20 protein-coding genes and 2 pseudogenes are annotated in these 22,424 nt (G+C 62.5%); 5 read left to right on the top strand and 17 right to left on the bottom strand.

All coding sequences use genetic code 11. The features are described from left to right. Positions 1-69: 69 nt before the first annotated feature. Together ACIBTM_RS42010 and ACIBTM_RS42005 are read left to right on the top strand one after the other, a co-directional pair. On the top strand, positions 70-1,302 hold the full coding sequence (locus ACIBTM_RS42010; RefSeq protein WP_395882710.1) for a cytochrome P450: 1,233 nt from the start codon (positions 70-72) through the stop codon (positions 1,300-1,302). A 13-nt stretch (positions 1,303-1,315) separates the two neighbouring features. Further along, positions 1,316-1,566 (top strand): annotated as a pseudogene (locus tag ACIBTM_RS42005) (transposase); the annotation flags it as partial. A 52-nt stretch (positions 1,567-1,618) separates the two neighbouring features. On the opposite strand, the gene ACIBTM_RS42000 reads toward ACIBTM_RS42005, so the two are convergent. Both ACIBTM_RS42000 and ACIBTM_RS41995 read right to left on the bottom strand, forming a co-directional pair. After that, positions 1,619-2,473 (bottom strand): bile acid:sodium symporter family protein, encoded by an 855-nt coding sequence (locus tag ACIBTM_RS42000; RefSeq protein ID WP_395882709.1) that lies wholly within the window; start codon positions 2,471-2,473, stop codon positions 1,619-1,621. A gap of 202 nt (positions 2,474-2,675) precedes the next feature. Beyond that, positions 2,676-2,957, bottom strand: a complete 282-nt coding sequence (locus ACIBTM_RS41995) for a hypothetical protein (RefSeq protein ID WP_395882708.1) — start codon at positions 2,955-2,957, stop codon at positions 2,676-2,678. 316 nt (positions 2,958-3,273) lie between these two features. On the opposite strand from ACIBTM_RS41995, the gene ACIBTM_RS41990 reads away from it, so the two are divergent. Next, positions 3,274-3,684 carry a cold-shock protein gene (locus ACIBTM_RS41990; RefSeq protein WP_395882707.1) on the top strand — a complete coding sequence of 137 codons (411 nt, stop codon included), beginning with the start codon at positions 3,274-3,276 and terminating at the stop codon, positions 3,682-3,684. Between the two features lie 681 nt (positions 3,685-4,365). On the opposite strand, the gene ACIBTM_RS41985 is transcribed toward ACIBTM_RS41990, so the two are convergent. From ACIBTM_RS41985 to ACIBTM_RS41970, 4 genes are all read right to left on the bottom strand, one after another. Then, positions 4,366-4,749, bottom strand: a complete 384-nt coding sequence (locus ACIBTM_RS41985; protein WP_395882706.1) for a DUF6221 family protein — start codon at positions 4,747-4,749, stop codon at positions 4,366-4,368. Continuing rightward, positions 4,742-5,200, bottom strand: a complete 459-nt coding sequence (locus ACIBTM_RS41980; protein WP_395882705.1) for a PaaI family thioesterase — start codon at positions 5,198-5,200, stop codon at positions 4,742-4,744. The genes ACIBTM_RS41985 and ACIBTM_RS41980 overlap by 8 nt, the downstream gene beginning before the upstream one ends. A gap of 12 nt (positions 5,201-5,212) precedes the next feature. After that, positions 5,213-6,433 carry a cytochrome P450 gene (locus tag ACIBTM_RS41975; RefSeq protein ID WP_395882704.1) on the bottom strand — a complete coding sequence of 407 codons (1,221 nt, stop codon included), beginning with the start codon at positions 6,431-6,433 and terminating at the stop codon, positions 5,213-5,215. Between the two features lie 697 nt (positions 6,434-7,130). Beyond that, a complete protein-coding gene (locus ACIBTM_RS41970; protein WP_395882703.1) occupies positions 7,131-8,429 on the bottom strand; it encodes a wax ester/triacylglycerol synthase domain-containing protein in 1,299 nt (432 codons plus the stop codon). A 1,181-nt stretch (positions 8,430-9,610) separates the two neighbouring features. Here ACIBTM_RS41970 and ACIBTM_RS41965 point away from each other — a divergent pair. Beyond that, positions 9,611-10,876: an aminotransferase class I/II-fold pyridoxal phosphate-dependent enzyme gene (locus tag ACIBTM_RS41965; RefSeq protein ID WP_395882702.1), complete on the top strand. Its 1,266-nt coding sequence runs from the start codon at positions 9,611-9,613 to the stop codon at positions 10,874-10,876. Between the two features lie 345 nt (positions 10,877-11,221). Here ACIBTM_RS41965 and ACIBTM_RS41960 read toward each other — a convergent pair whose 3' ends face one another. From ACIBTM_RS41960 to ACIBTM_RS41915, 10 genes and pseudogenes are all read right to left on the bottom strand, one after another. Then, a complete protein-coding gene (locus tag ACIBTM_RS41960; RefSeq protein ID WP_395882701.1) occupies positions 11,222-11,905 on the bottom strand; it encodes a response regulator transcription factor in 684 nt (227 codons plus the stop codon). Between the two features lie 196 nt (positions 11,906-12,101). Continuing rightward, positions 12,102-12,557: pseudogene (locus tag ACIBTM_RS41955) on the bottom strand (peroxiredoxin); the annotation flags it as partial. A 33-nt stretch (positions 12,558-12,590) separates the two neighbouring features. Next, positions 12,591-12,974, bottom strand: a complete 384-nt coding sequence (locus ACIBTM_RS41950; protein WP_395882700.1) for a thioredoxin family protein — start codon at positions 12,972-12,974, stop codon at positions 12,591-12,593. 54 nt (positions 12,975-13,028) lie between these two features. Further along, positions 13,029-13,592, bottom strand: coding sequence for a GTP-binding protein (locus ACIBTM_RS41945; protein WP_395882729.1), 564 nt, complete (start codon positions 13,590-13,592; stop codon positions 13,029-13,031). Positions 13,593-13,665: 73 nt separating this feature from the next. Then, positions 13,666-14,109, bottom strand: coding sequence for a roadblock/LC7 domain-containing protein (locus ACIBTM_RS41940; RefSeq protein WP_395882699.1), 444 nt, complete (start codon positions 14,107-14,109; stop codon positions 13,666-13,668). 24 nt (positions 14,110-14,133) lie between these two features. Then, positions 14,134-15,975 carry a sensor histidine kinase gene (locus tag ACIBTM_RS41935; protein ID WP_395882698.1) on the bottom strand — a complete coding sequence of 614 codons (1,842 nt, stop codon included), beginning with the start codon at positions 15,973-15,975 and terminating at the stop codon, positions 14,134-14,136. Positions 15,976-15,999: 24 nt separating this feature from the next. Beyond that, positions 16,000-16,650, bottom strand: coding sequence for a DUF742 domain-containing protein (locus ACIBTM_RS41930; protein WP_395882697.1), 651 nt, complete (start codon positions 16,648-16,650; stop codon positions 16,000-16,002). Between the two features lie 485 nt (positions 16,651-17,135). After that, the gene (locus ACIBTM_RS41925; RefSeq protein ID WP_395882696.1) at positions 17,136-18,425 is read right to left on the bottom strand and encodes an NAD(P)/FAD-dependent oxidoreductase; all 1,290 of its coding nucleotides are present in this window, start codon (positions 18,423-18,425) and stop codon (positions 17,136-17,138) included. After that, positions 18,418-19,263 (bottom strand): ferric reductase-like transmembrane domain-containing protein, encoded by an 846-nt coding sequence (locus tag ACIBTM_RS41920; protein ID WP_395882695.1) that lies wholly within the window; start codon positions 19,261-19,263, stop codon positions 18,418-18,420. The genes ACIBTM_RS41925 and ACIBTM_RS41920 overlap by 8 nt, the downstream gene beginning before the upstream one ends. Then, positions 19,260-20,057 carry a DUF4142 domain-containing protein gene (locus tag ACIBTM_RS41915; RefSeq protein WP_395882694.1) on the bottom strand — a complete coding sequence of 266 codons (798 nt, stop codon included), beginning with the start codon at positions 20,055-20,057 and terminating at the stop codon, positions 19,260-19,262. Before ACIBTM_RS41915 ends, ACIBTM_RS41920 begins: the two co-directional genes overlap by 4 nt. A 529-nt stretch (positions 20,058-20,586) precedes the next feature. On the opposite strand from ACIBTM_RS41915, the gene ACIBTM_RS41910 reads away from it, so the two are divergent. Beyond that, positions 20,587-21,009 (top strand): hypothetical protein, encoded by a 423-nt coding sequence (locus ACIBTM_RS41910; protein WP_395882693.1) that lies wholly within the window; start codon positions 20,587-20,589, stop codon positions 21,007-21,009. Between the two features lie 231 nt (positions 21,010-21,240). On the opposite strand, the gene ACIBTM_RS41905 is transcribed toward ACIBTM_RS41910, so the two are convergent. Then, positions 21,241-22,197, bottom strand: coding sequence for a helix-turn-helix transcriptional regulator (locus tag ACIBTM_RS41905; protein ID WP_395882692.1), 957 nt, complete (start codon positions 22,195-22,197; stop codon positions 21,241-21,243). Between the last annotated feature and the right edge of the window lie 227 nt (positions 22,198-22,424).

Here is a 22,424-nt window from a genome sequence, read left to right as displayed (position 1 = left end):
ACTGGTCTGGCCAGGAAATGAGAGACCTGTTACCGGTGTAGAACACAGATTGTCAGCCCTATGCCGTGATTGGAGCTTCTCATGTCAGGTACGGCGCCGAATTATCCATTCTCCGAACCCAAGGGCCTGGTTCTCGACCCGGCATACGCCCGGTTGCGGCGCGAAGAACCGATCACCTGGGTGAAATTCCCCTATGGCGGCGAGGGCTGGCTCATCACCACCTACCAGGAGGCCAAGTTCGTCTACGGTGACCCCAGATTCAGCAAGGCGCTGGCGGCAGGACGGGATGTACCGAGGATGGTACGCACCATCCAGCCGACGGGGGCGATCGCCGCCGCGGATGGGGCTGATCTCGCACGGTTGCGGCGTCTGACGTTCCATGCGTTCACCGGGCGGCGGGCCGAGGAGCTACGGCCACGGATCCAGGAGATCACCGACGACCTGCTGGACCACCTGGACAACCCCGGTGATCTCGTCGCAGGCTTCACCGCACCGCTCCCGCAAACAGTGATATGCGAACTGCTCGGCGTACCACTTGAGGACCGCGCAGACTTCCGGCGGTGGACCGAAATCATCACCACGGTCGACGGGTATACCCCCGAGGAGACCGCGGACGGCATGGCGAAGCTCAGCGACTACATCACCGGCCTGGTGGCACAACGACGTGCGACACCCACCGACGACCTGCTCGGCACACTCGTAGCCGCCCGCGACGACGGCGACATGCTCACCGACCAGGAGCTCCTCATCTTCGGGATGACGATGCTGAGCGGCGGCCAGTCGCCCATGAACCAACTGGGCAGCATCATCGCGACCTTGCTCGATCGCCCCGAGGCGATGGCACAACTGCGCGAAGAACCCGAACTACTCCCTGGGGCGATCGAAGAACTACTACGGTTCGTCCCACTGCTCACCGGTACCGGGCCACAGCGCATCGCCGCCGAGGACGTCCAGGTCGCCGACGTCACAGTGAAAAAGGGCCAGGCGATACTCGTCTCCCTCAACTCAGCGAACCGCGACGAGTCAGCCTTCGAACACCCCGACGAACTCGACCTCCGCCGCGAAACAGCCGGCCAACACCTCGCGTTCGGACACGGAAGCCACTACTGCCCCGGCGCCCAACTAGGCCGAACCCAGCTACAGGTAGGACTCGGCACCCTGCTCCGCCGATTCCCCGGACTACAACTCGCCGAACCCGTCGAATTCAAAAAGGGAAACGTGCAGAGAGGTCCACGCAAGCTCATCGTGACGTGGCGACAAGCTCCAATCAGAGACAATACGGCGAAGTCTGCACGGTCGTAGCCCGTCGTATTAGAGCGCGATCGTGTATGTCCTGACCAGCGGGTGCGCGTGGCGGGATCTGCCGCCATCGTTAGGGGCACCGTTCCGGACCGCGCATCGCCGCTTCGGTCAGTGGACCAAAGCCGGATTGTGGCGACGGCTGCACCACGCGCTCTTGGATGAACTCGGCGCCAGGACCTGCCGACTGGAGTCGCGCGATCGTGGCCGTGCCCGCGTACGGGCCAAGAATGGAGCTCCTTGACCGGGCCCGGCCCGGTGGGCCGCCCGCAAGTCAGGAGAGTCAACTGCGCGCCCGGCACGACCACACCGGCGTGATTCAGACCGATGCGGTCTCTCGGCTGCGGGACAACAGGAACGCCACTACCCCGGCGAGGAAGAACATGAGCACGCCGTAGACCACGGCGGGCACGGCCATCGCCTTGTCACCGAGCACGGAGACCGCCACCGCGATCGCGAGGGTGCCGTTGTGGACGCCGATCTCCATGGCGGACGCGATCGACTGCCCGCGGTCCACCCGGAACAGCCGCGGCACGGCGTACCCGATCGCGAGGCTCAACACGGAAAGCGCCAGCGCCACCGGCCCGAGCGTCCAGATGTTGTCCACCAAGGTCCGGAACGCCTGCGCGATCGCGGCCGCGATCACCAGCACGAGCACCACGGCGGAGCCGATCCTGACCGGTTTGCGCATCCGCTCGGCCCAGCCGGTGAACCGGGCCCGGACCGCCATCCCGATCACGACGGGGATCAGCACGATCGCGAACACCTGCACGAACTTCGCGGGCTGGAGCCCGATCGAGGCACCGCCACCGAGGAATCCGGCCATCGACAGGCCCACCACCAGCGGCAGGGTGAACACGGCCAGCACCGAGTTGATCGCCGTGAGCGTGACGTTGAGGGCGACGTCGCCGCCGGCGAGATGGCTGAACAGGTTCGCCGCCGTCCCGCCGGGAGAAGCGACGAGCAGCATCATGCCGACCGCGAGCACGCCTCCGAGACCGAACAACAGGATGAGGCCGACACAGATCACGGGCAGCACGATCATCTGGCACACCAACGCGACGGCAGCGGCCTTCGGATACTTCAGCACCCGAGTGAAATCGCCGACGGTCAGGGTCAGCCCCAGCCCGAACATGACGAGCGCCAGCGCGATTGACAGGAAGCTGGAAAACATCGCTGAACCCATCGAGGGGCCTCCGTCCGATGTGCCCTTTTCAGGTCGGCAATCGTGTCAAGTTTCGCGGACCGGGTCAAGGTGCTGGACCCAGACGTGACTCCACTAGGCATTTTCGAGAGCAGTTCGCGATGTCGACCGTCAGTTGAACGTCGGCGTCGGAGATGGACTTGACACCGGCGTCCGTGGAGCCGGTCACCACCTACTGCCAGCCAGCGGTCAAGGCGTGTAGGACGCGGGGATCAGCCGCATCCGCATGGACCTTCAGCGCATGGCTCGCCGTGTCCGTCAGCTCACCAGCCTGGTTCTGTTCCTCGCGGAGCACATGATTGAACACGCGCACCGCTCCGGTGAGCGACCACGCAAACGCGAACCCCGAACGGTTTGGCCCTGTCGGAGTGGCCGCAGCGCTCAACGCGGCGAACCGGATAGTCTGCTGCCGCAGCACGGGCGTGCCTGTATCCGTCGCGGCCGTTGTGCCCACCAAGGGCCCTCCTCGATGCCTTCCGCGTATCCGAAGCAGAAGCAAGGCCACATAACTGAATCGAAATCAACGGCCTCGATGTCACCTTCGAGCTTCGAGCTATCACCGAATTGCCCGAAATACTCGAGTAGCCCGCGCTCATGAGCGACACCCGTCGGCGGACCGGCGCCATGAACTTTCGGGCAGGATCATCCGCAATGCGGGTCGACCCTGCACCGACCATCACGGCCATGGATCCAGTACATATACACTGCCACGGGCACCACAGTCGGCAACATCAAAGTGAACTACTGGGTAATATGCGTGGGGTAAACTAATGACTACTGGTACGATAATCAAGTTCGATGAAATCCGTGGTTATGGTTTCGTGTCACCCGACACGGGTGGCGAGGACGTGTTCATCCATGTCAACGATCTCTCCTTCGACAAACACTTGGTCACCGCCGGTGCCCAAGTCGAATATGTCACCGAAGAGGGAGAACGGGGACTCAAGGCCTCTCGGGTGCGGTTGCTCAGCCAACCCCATCGGGTTCCGGCGGCGAAGCCGACGTCTGCGCCCGTTAGCATCGAGGACGGCTTGTGTGACGTGCTCTCCTCAGCGGAACTCACCACGGAGCTGACCGAAGCCCTGCTTTCGGAAGTGCCGAGCTTGACCGGCGGTCAACTGGTCAGCATCCGCCAATGTGTGGTGGCCCTTGCCAAAACCCACCGCTGGATTGAGGATTGACCACAGCAACCTAGCTCGACCGAGAGTCCGTGAAGGGTCTCCTTCGAGGTTTCCCCTACAGACCGGACACCCTGACCCTTTGGCTTCGGCCTGGGAAAGGTGCTGTTGTGTCTCGTTCGTCGGAGTATCCCAGCGGTTCCATCAGGACGCGGTCCTGTGTTGGCGCATTCCATCATGGGTCCGCGACCGCGGACGTGCTGAGAACACGCCCGCGCCGGAGATCGACAGGTCGGGAGCGAACCGGTGATCGACGGCTGCCGACTTCGCCATTGTCGAACATTTGTCCCGCCGACACAGTCCGCACCCGCCAGCATGACCAGTTCCGAGGAAGCGACAACTGCCTCGGGTCGTCGTGGTGATACACCAAGAGAGTCACACAAGATCAGGTGAATCCGGCTCGGTGAGATTGAACGCCTCGGGCGAGTTTTCGAGCCACATGGCACTCGAGGACATGCGATCCGCACACCTCGGAGCACTCACTCCGACTCCTTGAGCGTCAGCCTGACGAGCCCGTCCTGGCTCATTGAGACGACGACCGCACGCCACCGTGGTGCGGTGGCGTTGCGGGGGGGGGCGATGACCCTTCCGGACCCGACCGGGCTTCGAATCTCCGCTCCTACATCGGGTGCATAGTGTTGAGCGGAGGCCTCTGCCGTCGCGCAGTACAACGGGGCATGCCGCTCAGGCAGGGCGTGAACCGGAGACTTCGACACTGCCGACACGGGGGTGGTCGAGCGGTATACGCCACTCCTCGCGGTAGCCGGCCTGGTCGGCATATGGCAGAGCGAGGAGACGGATATGGCGGCACGGCCATATCTCGGGATTGACATCGACGCAACATGCCACGCACGCAATTTGGTATTCAGGCTCACCGTCCGTGTCCCAGGTGACTGCGAAGTGGCCAGGCCGATGTCCGCGGAGCAAGAGACGTTTGACGGCGATCTCGGCCACCATGCGGCGCTGGCCCCAGCGGGAGTGGACGCCCTCGTAGTTCTTCTCTGGCGCGCCCACATCCCGTTCGTCCTTGGTGTACTGGTCATTGAGGAAGGTGATCAGGTCATCCACGATCGGGCTCCTGGTGTGCTGGTCGCGACAACATGGTGGCCATGGCCAGGGCGATCAGGATCTCCTCCTTATCTGCGGTCACCGCGTGCAGATGGGCCGTGCATACGGTCAGCGTGCGTCCTGCCCGGGACACGGCGCCGGTGGCACGAAGCAGTTGCCCTGGGGCACATCCGGACACGAAGTTGATCTTCATTTCGACGGCGACGAGGTCGCGATCAGTTGACTGCATGGTGATCGCGGCCAGGCCGCACGCCGCATCCGCGAGCCCGCTCAGGATGCCGGGGTGGGTGGCACCCTGATGCTGGCATAGATCGGCCCGGTGCTCGGTCTCTAGTACCGCGATTCCCGGTGCCACGTCTACCAGTCGCGCACCAATGGCGCGCAGAAAGGTCATCCCGGTGAAAATAGCGGTCGCCTTCTCCCTGACCAGCGGGTCGATACCAGTGACCATTGCGAATTCCTCTCAGCGCTCGAAGCGGATCGGCAGGCTGGCCAGGCCACGCATCACCTGGGAGGGCCGCCAGGACAGATGGTCGGGCGGTATGGCCAGCTGAGGATTCCGCATGCGCTGCAGTAGCACGTCGAATGCGATCTCGGACTCCAGCCGGGCTAGTGCAGCGCCGATGCAGAAATGCGGTCCGCGACCGAAGGAGAGGTGTTCGTTGGGGGTCCGTTTCACGTTGAGTTCGGCAGCGTCGGCGAACTGGGCTTGATCTCGGTTGGCTGAGCCGATTGCCAGGCTGACGATCTCGCCGCGGGGTATGACTGTGCCGTGCAACCGGAGGTCTTCGACTGCCACACGGAAGGTGGCTTTGCGGGCTGGTGAGTCGTACCGGAGGAGCTCCTCTACGGCGATTGGCGGTGTCGTCGAGGCTTCCGCTACGCACCGTAGCTGCCGCGGGTGGCGGAGCAGCGCCAGCATGCCGTTGCCAATGAGGTTCATGGTGGTGTCGTGACCGACAGTCAGCAGCAAGTACGCCGTGCTGATCAGTTCCTGTTCGGACAGCTGGTCACCTCGATCACAGGCCGTCACCAGCGCCCCGAGGAGATCACCCTCCTCATTGACGGCGTTCTCGCGCCGTTTGTGCCGGACGAGATCGGTTAGGTAAGCGTGGAGCTCAGACATGGCGCCAACACCCGTTCCAGCGTAACTGGGTTGCAGGGTCACCGCCGCGAGTTCACGGAATCGCTCTGTGCGCAGGTGATGCGGAACGCCCAGGATCGTGCAGATCGTGGCGAAGGTGAGAGGGAAGGCAAAGGAAGCGAGCACGTCGACGTCGCCGTGAGCAGGAAAGGCGCCGGCCAACCGCTCGGCTCTTTGCCTGATCATCGGGGCCAGTACGGCTACCCTGCGTGGCGAGAAGGCGCGATTCGCCAGTCGGCGCAGGCGGGTGTGCTCGGGAGGGTCCGTGTGCAGTAGATGGCGGTACAAGCCGGCGGCACCGTCGGCATAAGCGGGCACGGTCTGTCCGAGCGGGGCGGTGGCAAGCTCGGGACGTTTACTTAACCGGCTGTCGGTGAGCAGGTCGTGTACATCCGCGTAACGGGTGACTTGCCAGACTCGCAACCCGTTCGGTTTCATCTCCGCATGGACTGGCTCGTTCTCCCTCAGCCACGAGAAATAGCTGTACGGATCACGGTGCCGGTCTCGCATCACTTGTTCCGGCGGCGAACTGGTTCGCATTGCGGCCTCAATCTCGTGAGCTGGGAGAAGCCTCGGCTGGTCACACTGGAGCTGTGTCGTCGACTCGGACACGAGTACTGGGTCAGTAGTGTCGGCGTAATCACGTCATCTCGCCAACGAATCTAAACTAAAGTCAGGTCGCGTCGTATATTCATGGCCGTCTTTTTAGGCCAGTGAAGTGTCCGCGTCGATAGATCACCGTATTTGGTACCAGCACGGAAGTTGACGTCGGCAAGCCCGCCCATTCTCAAGGCCGGTTCCCCTTGTTCTTGTGACGGCCGTGTGCTGTCACAAGAACAAGCGGTTTCGACGCGCGCCTCAACCGCCTGAAGTGCAGTGTCCGTCAGAAAACACGGCATCCGCGGTTCGCCGACGCTGGCCATCCGCGGACACAGGCCCACAGGGGCATAGGAACGGGACCATGGTCGCTGTCCGCATCGCTCCGGCAGAGTGCGTGAGGGTGGGATCGCAGCGATCACCCGGTTGGCGCTGTCCGCCGACCCGGAACCCTGCCGATCAGCGCTGAAGCCGATCGACGCCATCGGTCCCGATCACAACCATGTCCTAGCACTAAAGCCTTTAGGGCACAGCATTGTGCCTGCGCGGTCACACGACTACAGGCTAGAGTCTGTGCAGCGTGGTGTCCCGTGGTGAGCACTGGCGAGCGAGCGTTGGATGGAGCGCCGCACGACCGTACTCAGAATGCCCGCGGGCGCCACGCCCCGGCGGTCGGTCGTCTCGATGTCTCGACGAGGCGGCTGTGAAGTTCGTAGATCGCGTCACGCCATCGGGCGACGAGCATTTCCGAACTTGGGGCACCCCCATGTGTGAGGACGGACATGCCCACACGGCCCTTGTAGCTGACGAGGAAGCTGAAGCAGGGGTATCCAGGGGGCAGCCAGGGAATGGCCTCGATCTCGGCGACCGGTGTTCCGCAGACAGTCAGGGTGTCCCGGGCTTGGACACTCGAGGCGACCATCATCGACGTTCTGGCGATCCGCCGCCAGAGCCAGTCTCCGACGTCCGGCGCGGCTTCGACAAGGGTGCGATGCGCACGGCGGTATCGATCGATTCGACGACGACCCGTCGCGGTCATGATCGACCGCAGCCGGCGCTCGGGATCCGTCTCGCCACAGGGAAGCATGGCGCGGAACAGGCCAAATTGATTGCCAAGGTCGTCTTCGCCTGGCTTCCGTGTGTCAACCGGCATGACGACCGGCAGTCCTCGACGCTGCGCACGAGACAGACGACCTGTCCAGTCGCCGGGACTCCAGTCGCGCAATGCTCCGGTCAACGCGGCGAGGTGTACCTGATTGATGGTCGCATCGGTGGCCCGCGCTATAGCCTCGATCCACTCTTGCTCTACTGCGGCGAAAGCGGCCGTCCTTGACGACAGCGGAGGGGCCAGCAGCGGCGTCCAGGGCGTTACCGCCCGATAGGTGGACAGGACATCGGGCGCTAAACGAACACTCGCCTCTACCCCCAACGCTCGCCGCCCTCGCAGCACGGCTTTGCCGGAAGTTCTACCGTCGAATAGCCTGCGCATGGTCTCGAGTGCTGCCACGGCGTCCTGGACCGCGTGGTGAACCAGGTAACACACGGCCCATTCCCGGTCGTCACCGGACAGCAGGCAGATTCCCCAACGAGGCCGAGCCGGATCCGGCCGATTGAGGAACAGCGTCCGAGCCGGATGCACCCCGGGAGCCAGCTGCCGGTTCTCCCAAACGTGATGGTCGATATCGAACTGAGGCTCGTTCTCCCACGTGGGATCTCCCCCGGAGTCGACCAACCTCCGGGTCAGCATGGGGATGCCCACCACAGCCCTGGCAACCTGCTCGCGTAGTGACGTCAGCGAAGGCGCCTCCCCCCGCATACGCAGGACGAAGCCGAAATAGACGTCCGTCGGATCCTCGATAATCCTGTCGATGCCCGCAAAGTGTCGTGTCCAGAAGTCAGTGACAGTTGCCTTTTCGAAACCGACATGCATTCTTACCATCGACTTCCTCCTTCGGCCGCCACCGAGCGCAACTCCGCTACGAGCGATGGACAAACCACCGCGCTCGCAACCAACGAGTCCACAGGCACAGCGGCGTCCAGAGCCTGGTGGTCCGGAATTTTCGACGTCCTAACGGAACCTCCTGAGACTAGCCAATGGCGAAGCATCGCGACCAGATCAGGCTCCCCTGCTTGAGGTTTCGGGTATGCGGGCGCGGAATTGTGCCCGAAAGGCCTCGATCGACTACGGGTACGGACTGCGCACCTCGGGCATCGAACTGACCGACGACGAGCCGGAGCCGACGGTCTCCATGTTCCTCGCTCAGGTATATACCATAACGTTGATCAAACTTCGCGACCCACTTCCCGGCCTTGCGAAAATAAATCGATCAGAGAACCAGGAAGGCCGAGCCTTGGTCGCTATGACTCGGCGAGTATCCATGTTTCCGCAACCAGAGACTATCGGGCATAATTGATCAATCTCCTCGCCCGGCCACAGTCTTTGCGGGCACAACCGCCCGCTAAAAAGTACTCTTCTTCCGGAGGAAGACCGTTCGACGACAGGAAAACAGTACAGTCGGTCCAGCCCGGCCAATCCGAGTGTGCGACGATTGCCAATTGTCAGCTCTCCGCCGCCGGTCAAGAGTGAAACTGATTCGCTGGCCCCGTCGGTTGAATCGACCAGGTGATCGCCTCCCTTCCGACCGGGCCTACTTCGGTCACTCAACCCAGACCGCAGGGCTCGGCTCACCGAGGGCCGCTTGGAGGCAGTTGGAGTGACGCTTTCCGAGGAAACACGATCGGTCTACCCGGCTTCGGGCGGCTCGCACTCAGCACGGACCGCGGACTTGGAACAGGACCCCGTCCGAACCGCCGTAGCGCTTGAGGAACGCGGGACGCGGCGTGTAGACAACGCAGACGCGAGAAGCACCGCAGAGATCTCTGATGCCGCTAAAGTCGTGTTCATCGCAAGCCAGCGTTGTAATCCCGGCCGTCCGGATCCTGGCCGACACCTTACGTTCGAGGCCTGGCGCGACGGGAACGACCTGCTCAACACCGCCTCGCCGGTGACCACCGGTGCGGCGAAGAACCTCGCGCGATCGGGCTCGGCCGTCTGGGAAACGTGGCACGAGCCAGCCTCCGTCAGCCAGGTAAGACCATCGCACCCAAAGGCGGACACGAGTGACGACATCCAGATCGGCCGCCCTGAAGCTCTGGCCCTTCACTGACTTCCTCACGACGGGCACGGGCCTGCGCCTGGCTGCCCCGCCCGTGGTCGACGGTCCTGTCGGCCCGACCGTGGTGCACGATGGCCGCACACTGATCAACTTCGCGAGCACCAACTTCTTGAACCTGCAGGCCCGTACCGACGTCCGGCAGCACTTCCTGGATGGCATCACGCGATACGGCCTGACCACCGGCGGTTCGCGGGCGACACTAGGAATCTGCCGTCCGCACCTGGAACTCGAGCGAGAACTCTGCCGAGTCACCGGTAAGGACCGCGCAATCAGCTTCGCCAGCGGTCTACTGGCCAACGTCGGCTTCGCGCACACCATGACGAACCACCTGAACCTCGGCCAGGGCTGGGAGATCGATAACCAGGACGCGATGTTCGTACTGGACCGGGACGTAAACTGGAGCCTCTGGAAAGCCGTCGAAAAACTGCGCTACGGACGACAGTTGTTCCCCTTCCGGCACAACGACCCAGCCGACCTGGACCGGGCCCTGAGCACGCTCGAGGGCAAAAAAGACCGTCGTGGTCTTCGAAAGCGTCTACTCCTCCGACGGCACGGTCGCCCCGATCGGCGAGCTGCTCGACTCTGCGAACAGCACCAAGCCCTCAGCTATGTCGACAACGCCAACGGATTCCTGCTCTACGGCGGACAGGGCCGGCCTTTCACCACAGAGTTCGACGCCTTGCGGAGGGCCGACTTCGTCATGGTCTCTTTTTCCAAGTCGGTCGGTCTCGAGGGCGGTGCCATCGCTGGGCTCGCCGATCCTTTGCTCGCGTTCGAACTACTGTCCGGGACATCCATGTTCACCGGCGCCATGCCGCCGCCTACGGCGAGCACCGCGCCCCAGGTCATGCACCTGCTTCGCACCAAGCCCGAGATCGTCGACGACTACCTCCGCCAAGTGGCCGGGTTTCGCGTGCGACTGGACGAAATCGTGTGCCCGCCACGCGCGACCCCCTCGTACCTCATCTCGGTTCCAGCAGACGACGACGCGACGGCAGTCGAACTGAAGGAATCATTTCTGGAGCGAGGGTACCTTGTCCCGGTCTTCTTCTATCCCGCCGTATCCCGGAACAAGCCGCATCTGCGCCTGACACTGAACTCCGGGCACACTGAAGAACACCGGGAAGGTTTCCTCGACACCTTCGCCGATCTCGGCGGCCGACTGGGCCTCGACGGCATCAATGAGCGCCGCGCGGGAAGAAACTGCTGATGTCCGCGCACCACGGGCATTCCTGGTAGATGATCGTACCCGGCTTCGGCGTCTTTCGCTCCTCCGTGTGCGAAAATATGAACGCCAAACACAGAAATGCCGCGCGAGTCTTCGCTCGGCCGACATCGGGCTCGGCCCACACGCAGGCGGAATTGGATTCGGATGAAAAACGGGAAGAACGACGACCAGAACGAAAGCAGCAGCTTTCTCGGCACCGGCCGACAGGACGAGCCAACCCCGATCTACGACGAGCTGACGGCGACCATAAGTGGCACAGAACCCGATGCGTCCGAGCTGAAAACGAACTCGAACTAAACGCGATAGAACCGGCTGCGAAACCTCGGCTCAGATGACGCCGGCACGCATGGCGTAGGCGACCGCCTGCGCACGCGAATTCAGGCGCAGCCGGGCCATCAAGCCGTAAAGTACGTTCTTCACGGTACCTTCGGAGTAGGTGAGCTGCTTCGCGATCTCCTCGGTCTGATACCCCTCGGCGATCAGGTGCAAGACATCGCGTTCACGTGTTTCGATTCCGGAAAGCGTCAGTCCAGCGGGCGCGAGCACCTGCAGACGGAGCCGATCTATCTGATCCAGAAGGATGCCTTGCAGTCGGCCTGACATCAAGGCCGCGCCGCGGCTCACCGCCAGCACCGCCGAAACCAGAGCACCTTCCTTCATCTCGCTCCTGGACAGCAGAGCCGCGACACCGCATTCGACCGCCATCAGCATATCTTCGGATCGAAACGTGTCGGCGACCATCACTGCTCGTGACGCTAGCGTGGAACCATCACCCTGAAGCCGTCGAAGAAGCGCGAACGTACTGCTACCTACGACACCGTCCACAACCACGACCACGACGTCCGGGCGAGCGCCCCCGCCGTCCGAAACCACGTGGACCAGCTCACTCGCGTCCAGCATTACCTCGACACCAGCCGAAGTGATCTCATCGGCCGCGCACACCAGAACCTTGACAATATCCACAACGTTGCCCCTCTCGACTGTTCCGAGATCCGGAGCAAAGCTTGACATGGGATACTCCGTAAGCCCTATATTACTGTTCGTAACCATAGAGTAACACCCAGGACCGACGCTCAAACGAGCACCCGAGATCGCCGGATCGCCCCCTGCATCAAACCACCTCTGAGCCCTCGTCGGGAATCGAGATCCAATTGCCAGGAGCCGCAGGAATCGACACCCGTGAAAGATCCCGGGCGTGCGCTCCGAGCAGACTGGCGACCTTTTCCTTCCACTCACGCTGGTCGCGGGCCACATCCTCCCGCTGAACCTGGGCGAATCGGATGATCCCCTCGGTATCGATCAAGAAGGTACCGCGCCGGGCGACACCCGCAGAGTCGTCGAAGGTCCCATAGGTGGTAGCCACCTCGCCGTGCGGCCAGAAGTCGGACAGCAACGGAAACGGATACCCCTGTTGTTCCGCCCAAGCCTTCAGGCAGAACGGAGAATCAACCGACACGCCGATCACCTGGACGTCGTATTTGTGATAGACCTCGACTTCGTCGCGCAACTGACACAGTTCACCTCGGCAAATCGGGGTGAACGCGCGCGGATAGTACACAAGTAGTACGTTTTTGTCCCCCGCGAAGGATGACAACGTCACTGGTTCCATCTGGCTGCCATCCAGTGTGAAGTCCGGGGCCAGAGAACCGACTGTGATACCCACGACAAACCTTTCCATACCGTGTATGACCTGATACTAGGTCGATGCCACTCCGGAGGTCATCGACTTGCGAATTTCATCGACATCGACCCCTCGAGCCTGACGGATCACATCATTGAGGGCCCGTTCACTGAGCGAACCCTCATGCGTGAAAATCAGCGCTCCACCACGCATCACAGCGATCGTTGGGATCGACTTCACGTGGAACGCAGCGCCGAGCTCCGGCTGCGAGTCGGTGTCAAGCGTGGCGAACACCACGTCGTCATGGTTCTCTGCCGTTTCATGGAACACGGTCGTGAAGGCCTGGCATGGCCCACACCACTCGGCCGAAAGGTGAATTACGACAACACCGTCCAGCTTGGTCAACTCGGTGAAAGTGTCAACATCCAGAGCAACAATCTCGCGATTTCCTTCAACCATTGCGCGTCGAACCATCCCTTCCTTACCTGTTTGTAGCCGATCTTTGAAAATCCCCTAGGCCATCGATGGCTCTGCCACCTGCTCGACCCGCTTCATAACGTATTCGATCAACCCAAGCAGAGCCGCTTTCACCTCACCTCGTTCCCTGGCATCACAACGGAAGATCGGAATGGAGGGATCAATGGCCATGGCCCGTCGAACATGTTCGAGAGGATGATGAAGGATTCCATCGAAGGTGTTCACTCCGATGACATACGGGATATTTCGATTCTCAAAGAAATCGACAGATGAGAACGAGTCGGCGAGACGCCTCGTGTCGGCTAGGACCACCGCACCGATCGAACCACGCACGAGGCTGTCCCACATGAACCAGAAGCGCTCCTGGCCGGGGGTACCGAACAGGTACAGCAACAACTCGTCATCGAGAGCAACGCGCCCGAAATCCATGGCCACAGTGGTCAGAGCCTTGTACGGAAGCCGTTCCGTGTCGTCCAGCTTCCCGCTCGCAACGGTCATCATCGCTTCGGTCGTGAGCGGCTTGATATCGGAAACCGCTCCGACGAACGTCGTCTTCCCGACACCGAACCCACCGGCCACCACGATCTTCGAAGTCATCATCGACTTCTTCGACGTCTTGTCGACTGGGTCGACCCGATGCTTGCTCATATGCCTTTCCTTTCCAAGACAGAAGCTAGTTGGATCGACTACCGGCCGGAGCCGAGGCGACTTCGTCACCACTGGCCCGGAGCTCCGGCGTCAGCATGTGACCGAACCTGTCCACCAGCAGCGCCATTTCGTAAGCGATCTGCCCAATGTCGTATCCTGGATCCGCCAGGAAGGACAGGCATGATCCATCGCTGATGGCCATCAGCAACATGGTGCCGGCGTCCATCTCGACGATGGTCTCGTTGACGTTTCCCGCCTCGAAACAGCGGGCGGCCCCTTCCGTCAGACTCACCAGACCACACGCGACCGCGGCCAACTGGTCGGCCCGGTCCTGCGGAAGTGTGCTCGATGCCGCGATGAGCAGGCCGTCAGAGGAGACCGCGGCCCCATGGGCGACACCGGGAACCCGGTCCACAAAGTCGTTGATCAACCAAGCATACTCGTTCGCGGTTTCGTCTTTGTCGGTCATGATATTACTTCTCCAATGCCGCTATTACTTACTCTCGACTTCCAGAACGGTCCAGCCTGCAGAATGCTTCGTGCCACGCATGCGCGCCTCTTGCTCTTTTGCCTTCTGCACGCCTTGTTGATAGCTGGAGAGCCGACGCTGGGTGTGTTTCGGGTCGCGCTCGATTGCTTTGCCTGGAGCTGCCGTACCACCCACCGAAGCGGGGGCGACACTCCCCGGAATCAGATGTGCACCTTTTTGCCGCAGCGGGAGGCCATCCTCGGTATAGGTGTAGCCATCCGGCCGATTCGCGTTTTCCGCCATTTGCCATGCCTGATCTACGTTCGACTGCCAATTCTCTACCGCGCCCTGAACAAACCGATCAGTACTGCTTGACGACGGCGGAGACGATGTCGACCTCCCCTGTCCGGTAGTATTCCGCGCCTGGAACCACCTGGACGCTATCCGCCTGGGCTGTGTTTCCACCTCCGAATCCTCTGCCTGCCGGTTGGGTACACGAGTCGGCAGTTCACCAGGGACATCCGAATGCGCCTGTGCCACGAGGTCGGACGGCTTCGAGCGCACAGCCTGCCGGCGCGTTTTCTGTACATCCGACCGGTTGTGCCAGGAAGAGGTCCGTCGAACCCTTGCGGCGTCAGGAGAGTTCTTGTCCTGACGCCGCACGGTAACGGTCATCGGCACCGCCGACTCCCCCCTGCCTGCTCGATTGGCGGTGGCGCCCAGGTGCCCCATCGTGGATCCTCGGGTCGGATCTCCCGGCAAGGTGGCGCGAACCGCATCTTCCTCGAGCAGAACTGAACTGGGGACAGTAACCAGCGCCGAGACACCCTCGACATCGTCTCCGCCGAACAGTTCGACCCGGCAACCGTGCCGTCCGGCGAGCCTGCCGACCACAAGGAGGCCGAGCCGGCGAGAGCGGGCGATCTCGCCGGAGCCCAACCGCTTCAACTGTTCGTTCGCCTTGCGGATATCGACATCGGACATCCCGATGCCGTTGTCGATCACGCCGATCGCCAACCCCTGATGACGAGCGAGTTCGGCCTTCACCGTGACCTGCTTGTCCGGCGACGAAAAGGCAGTGGCGTTGTCCAGCAGCTCGGCGACGATCCGGATCAGATCACCGGCCGCCGTGTTGGACACCCGTATCGAAGGAGTGCTGAGCAGCCGGACCCGCTGGTAGTTGTCGATCTCCGAGATCGACGCTCGGAGAATATCGCTGATCGGAACCGGGTCCTTCGTCTTACGCACGAGTTCGGTTCCAGAGAGGACGAGTATGTTCTCGTTGTTCCGGCGCATGCGCATGACAAGGTGGTCGAGCTGGTAGAACCGGTTCAAGTCGGCGGGAGACCGGTTACTCTGCTCAAGACCTTCGATGATCTGAAGCTGCCGCAGCAAAAGCGTCTGAGTCCGTCGGAACATGTTGACGAAGACCTCGGCATAGCCGGCGCGGATCTGATCACGCTCCACGGCCAGATGCACCGCGCTCGTACAGATCTCCTCGACATCGCCGATCAATACGGCCAGTCTCTCGTCGACTGGGGTCGGCAACCGCAGTTTGACCTGCTGCACGTCCTTCTTTACGACAATTTCGGAAAGCATCTCCGGCAGCCGTTGCCGGCCGAGCTCATCGAGTTCGGCGCGCAAGCCCGTCAGCGATCGCCGCAGCCGCTGTGCCGTCAGGAATAACGCGATACCGACGCCGACTGCGCCGGCCATGAGGGCCAATGCGGCGAGCGGTGGCCAAGTTTCCGGCACGACCATACCGACCGCGACCAGGGCGCCGGTCGAGATCTGGAGCGCGCAGAGGACGATGAACCTCGTCAGCAGCGGCTCGGGGCCGCGTCCTCTAATCATGTGGTTGTTCACCGTGCCTCCGTCAAGAATGGCGTTTCAGGCCAGCCGCGCCAGCCCTCGGTGGACCCGTCGGAGCAGTTCGATCGACGGCAGGCCGCCCACCGTCGGCGGTGCCGTACTGTGCACACTGAGGAATCCCTTGTCGATACCGTCGCTGATGATCATTTGCGTCAGTCCGATCGGTGCCCCGATGGCCACGGCGATCTCCGCGACCGACTGCGGTGTCGCGCAGAGTCGGCAGACCGATCGCTGGTCGTCACTCATTGATTCGATCGGCAGGGTGGCGTACGGCCGAGCCGTCTCGATCATGGTTTCGAACGCGAGGTCGTGTCTGGTCCCGGCTTGCCCGCCGGCACCGAGATACGGACGAATGAGAGCCGCTGGATGATCGACCTCGACCAACAGGTCAGCGCCCTCGAAATTATCGCCATCGTGTGGGGACAGAATGCTGCAGTAAGTCCGGGACACGAAATCATCTTCCGGCTCCTCCGGCAGCTTTATGGGAACGACCGGGGTCATGACTTCCACCACGATGGGGCGCTGACCGTTCCCGATCGGTTCCTCGGCGGGGCCACGCTCGCGAAAGTCGTGATCGGCCCATTCTCCATAGTCGGACCAACCGCCGAAACGGACCGGTTCGCCGCCTCTCGACTTCGCGTGCCCCGGCCCCTCGCCGTGCCACTGCACCGTTACTGCCCCTGACCGGTTCCCACCCATCATCGCCCCTCCGGCGCGTGGCCCGCGGATGTTCCCGTGTGTGCCGTTCTTCCTGGGCCGACAGACTCGTCCGATGGCACTGACGGGGCGAGCGGATCGCCGGCCACCTCCGACGGCTTGACCGGATCGGTCACTGACGTAGGCGTAGGCATGGGCTCAGCGACAGACCCCGGCTTGGCGGAGCCGGCGGGCGATTCCACCCAGGCTGTGGCGATCTGGTCACCCGGAACCGGAGCTCGAATGGTCCGCTGCTCTTCACGATACGGTAAGGGAACGACTACATAGCGATAATCCGGCGTGTCCGTGGTGAGGATGTACAGGCCGGTCGTCTGGGACGAGAAATTCGGCGATTGTTGGATCGCCAATGCTGCAGCTGCGGCAAGTGTGACAACTGAGAAGATCGCCATTACGTTCGGTCGCATGTAATCGTCCTTTCGAATTCGGCAACATTCTCACTAAACCTGCAGAAAGGCAGAACGAGGGTCCGGCTTCGGCGCTCCAGACCTTGCATCTCGTTGTGACACCGGCTCTCGGTCGCCCGGACGCGCTTGCCCCGCTCGACCGGTCAGCGCCTTGTCCACAAAACTCTTCGCATAGTTCAACACCGCAGATGAATTGTCGAAACCGATGACACCGACAAGCTCATTGTCCCGGTAATAGCCGGTCAAAGAATGACCACCGGGTGTCGTGGGATCGATCGGTTCACGCTTCATGCCGACAGCAGGCATCCCGGCGGCCTGGAGGCGGAGGCCATGCTGCTCCGACCAGAACCGCGGCACCGGCATGAATGGTGTCGCCGATTCCCGCCCGGTCAGCAGGTTCTCCGCGGCCGCACGCCCCATCTCGATCGCGTTGGTCCAGTGCTCGACCCGCCGGGGCTTGGTGTCGAACCGCAGGTTCGGCCAGCTCGCGACATCTCCCGCGGCGACCACGTCCTCCAGCCCGGCGACATGGCAAGTGGCTTCGCACACCACACCGTTGTCCAGCCGTGCTCCCGAGTCGCGCAGCCACGAGACAGCGGGAACGGAACCGGCCGCGACTACGACGAAGGCCGCATCCAGCTGCCTCCCGTTGGAGAGGCGTAGCTGCACTCGCGACGGTGTGGCCATCCAATCCTCCACCTTGGTGCCGAGTTGCAGCTGAACACGATGGCGGCGGTGCAGTTCGGTCAGCCGCTGCGCATGCCCAGGGTCGAGCAGATTGTTCATCAGCAGTTTGGACTGCCCGATGAGGACCACGTTCTGACCGAGAGAACGAATGCTCGACGCCACCTCACAACCGATGAAACCGGTGCCGATCACCGCGATGGGATCACGTGCACCGCTCAACGCCTGACGCAACCGCCTGCTGTCCGAGATGCTGCGCAGCACGGCGACGCGTGAGCCGGCCTTCATCGCACCCGGCACCCTCCGGGCTTCGACCCCACTCGCGATGATCAGCCCGTCGTATTCGAGCTCCTCGCCACCGGGAAGAAAAACGACTCGTCGCACGGGATCCAACTGGGACACCTGCGTGTTCAACCGCCATATGGCGTCGAGATCATGGGTCGGTGCGGTGAGGATCTCCTTGAACCCGAGTTCTCCCGTCAAAAACTGCTTTGTCAGCGCCGGCCGATAGACCGGCATGGTCGACTCGTCACCGATGATGACGATTTCCCCGTCAAAGCCAAGTTCCCGCAATCGTTCGGCCGCGCACATCCCGGCGAGCCCCGCCCCGACGATGACGATCCGTGGCAGCTCATTCATGATGGTTCCTCCCTTCCAGTTGAATGGCTCGCATCGGACACGCCCTCGCCGCGGAAATCACATCCAGATTGCGAGTGACTTCAGGAGTCTTCCGGTACGCGAGACGCCCGTCCTCACGCAACTGGAATACATCAGGAGCCTCTGCCTGACAAAAGCCATAACGGTGACAACGTTGATTATCGACGTGAACTTTCAACGGCGCCGTCTTGACAACCTGTTTCTGTGTGGCCGGACCATCACCCACCAAGCCGATCTTCACCAGGACCACCGTGGGCAGAAACCTGACCAGTGTCAGCGCGATCACCGGAGCCAGGGCTGTGAGCCCACCGAGCCAGACGAGCTGGATATTTCCGTTGGCCCATGCTCCCCACCAGGAGTGGGCGACGCCGAGCGCGATCGCGAAATAGGCAGTCTGGTGGAAACGCAACCAATTGCGGTAACGAAGGAATCGGTGCATCCCCGCGGTGATGGCGATCGCGACCATCAGATCGAGGGCGATGATGCCGAGCGCATGGCGAACGTAACCGTTGAGAAACGGAACCACGACCTGAGTGCCGACCACGATCTGTTCGTCGAGAACGGTTATCGCGAAGGCGTGCACGATGGCCGTCGCGATCGTGAACGACGCCAACATGATGTGTCCGGTACGTAATGCCTGATGTCCGGTGATACGGCGGACCCACCCGGTCGCGGTCAGAATGCCCCAGCACAACGTCAGGCACATGGCCAGATAGGCCAGCCGCGCGGAGAACGCGGCGACTGTGCGCGCCCCGTTGTCAAAGGAAGTATAGCCTGCGGCCAGGACTACTTCCGGCAAGGATGACAGTGTCAGGTTCATTCGATCGCCACTCCGTCGTCGGCCGCTTCCGAAGTTTGTCGCGATGCCACGCGGACGACGACAAGCGTCCCGAACACCGCGACCAGCGCCATGCCGATGCCGAACCCCCACTCCGCCACCGAGGGCGTGGGCTGGCTCGCGGCGTCGGTGCCCGAATGGACCGCGAGCGAATCCAGGTCCGCCAGTCCGGTGCTCTCCAGCAATGCCATGTGCCGCGAGACATATTGGGTCGCGACTTCGGCGAGAGAGCGGACGACATCGTTCTGCGTAGTCGCTCGTACGGTGGCGACCTTCATGTAGACCGAGCCGTGCGCCGCCCTCGTGAGCCCGACGTACAGCCGGTCACGTTCGTCTCCGCTGGCGGCCTCGATCTGCTTCCGCCAGCTCTCCTGCTGCGGTGTCGCTGCCAGGGGTAGCTGTACGTGGAGGCGTGCCGCGGCGTCTTCGTTGTACATGTTCAGCACGTGGTGCTCTCGTGCTAGCTGCGCGCCGACCGCCTTAACCTTGGGGTTCGTGCTTTCTTTCGCTATCAGCTCACTGGTCGGCGCTTCCCAGTACCCTGCCTGCGACACCGCGACGAGCACAGCTATGTCGGCCGGATACACCGGCCCGAAAGGAGCTTCCAGATTGGTGCGTTTCTGCGCTTCCTTACCGGGAACCGCACCATTCCATCCGGAGGTCGCCGAGATGCCACAGGACGACAGTGCGCCGAGCATCGCGACGACCGCGAGCAGTTGCCCTATCATCGACCGGCGCGCGAATGAACGACCGATCGTACGATGCGATGTCACCATGCCTGCACTCCATTCGAGTACGCGGCGCTCTCGCCGGAGGCCGGCCCACATTCACGCTTCGGAACATCGGCAGTACCTTGTGCCACCCGATCGAGGTAGTGCCTCATGCTCGCACTCCCTTCAGATGTGCCGCGCAGCAGGAAACGTGATGGACCAATTACGCACGCTCAGAAGCGCGGTTGGAAGCGCGAGGTGCATAGTTGGGTAGTTTGTTCAACCGATATGCCCTGCAGGCACAGGATGCACACGACGGCTGTCCAGCCCTGGACAGACAGGGCTATAGTGGTCATTCGATCATGTCGGCACTCGGCACGACATCTCCCCGGTCACGGGGTATGTGGCGGCGGGTCAAGTCCGCAGGCCACCTCGATCACAGCGCGTCAGACGGCTGGGATCCGGCCGTCACTCATGAACACCGCGCCCTAACGAGGCAAGTACATGCGAGCGATGGGCACCAGCCGGGCGGAGTGTCGCCGCCGGCGCCATCGACCTCCATCACTGCCGACAGGTACATGATTCGCCCGGACTGGTGAGCGCAGAAGAACGCCTCTCACTGGTCAAGGAAGGCGAGTTCCGTCAGATCGGCACCCTGGAGCAGGGCAACAGCGGAGCGAAGGCGGCGTTCGGCCATTTCGTGATCACAGCGATCCGACGCCCGCAGGGCCTCCGCGGCATCGGACAGACCCACCATGAGATCGACATAACACTTGTCCGCGCTCGGACCATGCTGCCTCGCCCTGATCCGGATCAGGGCATCGACGTAGCGGTCCAACCGAACAGCCAACTCCGGGCCAGGAAACAGCACACCCGTCGGACCGGATGGGGAGCTTTTCTCACCGCGGCCGCTTCCGGAGAGGCCAAGAGCGGACTGCAGGGCATCTGCCGACAGACCACGATGACCGTCTTGTCCCACGATACCCGCCTCAGTGTTGTAGTAGCTGCCAAGATCTGACGGCGAAGCTCCGGCTATCGCTACGATGGTTCCCAACCATCGCGCTTCCGTCTACCCGCCGTTCAGTGGTATTCAGCGTCCGACTCGGTAAAGCTCTTCGTGCTGATTCGAGGTGTTCGGCCTGGGTCCGCGACGATGCCGCATCGAGTGAAGGCGCACTGGCCGCGGCCGACGCCGACGATCATCCTACCCTCAGAAATCCTGGGCTCGCACGAGCTGATCAGGACAACTTCAGAGTCCGTCAGTCAGCTCGCGTCTCCCGGAGATCTGCAGCTTCCGATACACATTGGACAGATGGAACTCGATCGTGCGAACAGTGAGGAAAAGGCTCTCCGCGATCTGCTTGTTGCTGTACCCTGCCCGTGCGAGCTCCGCGATCTTCACTTCTTGCACGGTCAACGGAGGCGGCTGACCGTTCTGCGCCAACTCGCATAGCGCGGCTTGGGCCTTCTCTGACAGGGTCCGATTTCCGATTTGCCGCGCCAAACGCCCCGCACGCTCAAGCTTCTCTTTCGCGGCGGTTTCGTCGCCTGATGCCGCAAGGCGAGAACCCAGCTCGTAGCACGCCGACGCGAGCCCGGCTCGTGATCGAGCGATGTCCAGCAAATCGATCGCGTCATCCAGCAGTCTGGTCGTTCCCGTTGGTTGCTCGACCATCGCACGGACGTACAAAGCCCATCCGACGTACGCAGGAGAACCCCACGCTAGCGCAGCTTCCTCCTCCTGCGCCGCCAACGTGGCGACCAGCCGTTCACGTCCGCCCGCGCCGGCCGCCGCCAACGCCGCCAGTCCACGACGGCGCATCACCGCGGAATGCGCCATCATCTCCGTGACGGGAAGTCGGACACACGACAGAAAGTCCTCAATGGCTCCGCGAAACCGACCTGCAGCGAGGTGAACTGTGCCCCGCGCCGCGAGGAACAACGGCCGCGTTACCTGGGCACCGGCCATCAACCGGCTGAAGTCGTGCTCACTGAGCATCGAATCGGCTGACGCGATCTCGCCGGCTTCGACAAGCACCTCGACGAGAAACGGCACGGCGAGGTGCCGAACGGACAGTGAAGCTTCCGCCGAGGCAAGCGGACTCAACAAGGTCCGCGCTCCGGTCAGGTCTCCGGCCAAACGCGCGTGCTGCGCCCTGAGCAGAGACAACAGATCGACGACGTGGTCGCCGCGGGTATTCTCCAACCTCCGAAGCTGAGCATCCGCACTCACCAATTCACCAGCGCACAGCAGGACCGTTAACCCACGCCACAAACAACGAGGATGCGCTACGCACGCATCATTCACGAGCGCCAGGTCTGCCTGCTGGACTGCGCCCGACCGGTCTGCGCCCTGAGCCAGCAGGGCAAGGGCCTGTTCGGCCGGGCATCCCCTATGAGACGCCGGTCGAGTCTTCCAGATCGCCCCGAGAG

Source organism: Amycolatopsis sp. NPDC049868 (assembly GCF_044461365.1).
In the GTDB taxonomy this organism is placed as follows: Bacteria; Actinomycetota; Actinomycetes; order Mycobacteriales; family Pseudonocardiaceae; genus Amycolatopsis.
This window is presented reverse-complemented; position numbering and strand designations above follow the sequence as displayed.